The sequence below is a fragment of the Mesorhizobium sp. M7A.F.Ca.CA.004.04.2.1 genome (genome assembly GCF_004022825.1).
Classification (GTDB): Bacteria; Pseudomonadota; Alphaproteobacteria; order Rhizobiales; family Rhizobiaceae; genus Mesorhizobium.
In genome coordinates, this window is sequence record NZ_RZPH01001186.1 from 1 (window position 1) to 1,675 (window position 1,675).

Sequence of the window (1,675 nt, forward strand, 5' to 3'; positions counted from 1 at the left end):
CCCACCGCCATGCTCGGCTATCTCGTGACGTCGCCGCTCGCGGCCGGCAATGTGGTGATCTTCAAGCATTCGCCGCAGACGCCGCTGATTGCCGAACTGGCGGAAGAGGCCTTCCGTGCCGCCGGCGGCCCCGAGGGCGTCTTCCAGAGCTTGCATCTCGACCATGCCGATGCCGAGAAGCTGATTGCGTCCGGCGCCTTCAACGCGGTGAATTTCATCGGTTCGGTCAATGGCGGCCGGAGCGTCCATGCCGCCGCCGCCGGCACCTTCACACAGGTGCATCTCGAACTCGGCGGCAAGGATCCGACCTATATCCGCGCCGATGCCGATCTCGAAGCCACGATCCCGCAGATCGCCGAGGGCACCTATTCCAATGCCGGCCAGTCCTGCTGTTCGGTCGAGCGCATCTATGTCGACCAGGCGATCCATGACCGCTTCGTCGAAGCGCTGGTTGCCGAAACGGCGAAATGGACCATCGGCCATCCCATCGGCGAAAAGCCGATGGTCGGCCCGGTGGTGCGGGCGAGTGCCGCCGACACGATCCGCGATCTCGCCGAACAGGCGGTCCGGGCAGGAGCCCGGCGCCTGATGCCGCGAGACGGAACGCTCAAGGCCTCTGGTCTTGGCGCCGCCTATGTCGCGCCGGAAGTGCTGGTGGGTGTCGATCACAGCATGCGGATCATGCGCGACGAACTGTTCGGGCCGGTGGCCTGCATCCAGTCCGTCGGCAGCGATGACGAGGCGATCGGCCTGATGAACGACAGCGATTTCGGCCTCAGCGCCTCGATCTGGACCACAGATATCGAGCGCGGCGTGGCGCTGCTCGACGAGGTCGAGGCCGGTACCGTCTATCTCAATCGCTGCGACCACGCCGACCTGCATCTACCCTGGGGCGGCATCAAGAATTCCGGCCTCGGCCGCACCAATGGCCGCGCCGGCCTGGCGGAGGCGACAGCGGCCAAGGCCTATCATGTCCGCTCCGTCATCGGCTGATCCGGAGGACGGCCCGGTGAGCGCCGCGAGCCTTGCAGAGCTTGATGAGAGAGCAGTCGCCGCGCTGGCCGCCGCCAGTGTCGAGCGGCTGCGGATCGAGGCGGCGAGCCCCTATCTGCTGATCGCCGAACATGCGGGCAATCTGGTGCCCGCGCCATGGCATGACCTTGGCCTCGCAGCACCCTATCTCGGCACGCATTTCGCCGTCGACATCGGCATCGATGCCTTGACGCGCCGGCTGTCGCAGACATTGCGGGCGCCGGCCGTGGTCGCGCATTATTCGCGGCTGTTCCTCGACTACAACCGGCCTGCCGGCGAATGGGACTTCATGCGCCCGGATCTCGGCGGCATTCCGGTGCCTGGCAATCTCGCGCCCGATGCAGTCGATGTCAGGCTGCGCAAGATGATCGCCTGGGCGCCGGTCGAACAGGCTGTTATCGACGCCGCGGCTGGCCGGCAGGCGCTGATCTCGGTGCATTCCTTCACCCCGGTGATGGGCGGCGTCAGGCGCAATGTCGACATCGGCGTCCTGTGGCGGGAGCAGTCCCCCTTCGTCACCTCGGTGTTGAAAACGCTTGGCGCGCGGGGCGCCGAGGCCGGGTTGAGGATCGGCGACAACGAGCCGTATGACTGGCGTCAGGCAGTTGGCTACACGCTGAACCGGCACGGGTTGGAGCAGGGC

General features: G+C 66.6%; 2 protein-coding genes. Both read left to right on the forward strand.

The window, feature by feature from the left end:
• Positions 1 to 993 (forward strand): aldehyde dehydrogenase family protein (locus EN893_RS32785; protein ID WP_128362128.1); only part of this gene is annotated, 993 nt, incomplete at its 5' end.
• A gap of 16 nt (positions 994 to 1,009) precedes the next feature.
• Positions 1,010 to 1,675 (forward strand): N-formylglutamate amidohydrolase (locus tag EN893_RS32790; RefSeq protein ID WP_164901337.1); only part of this gene is annotated, 666 nt, incomplete at its 3' end.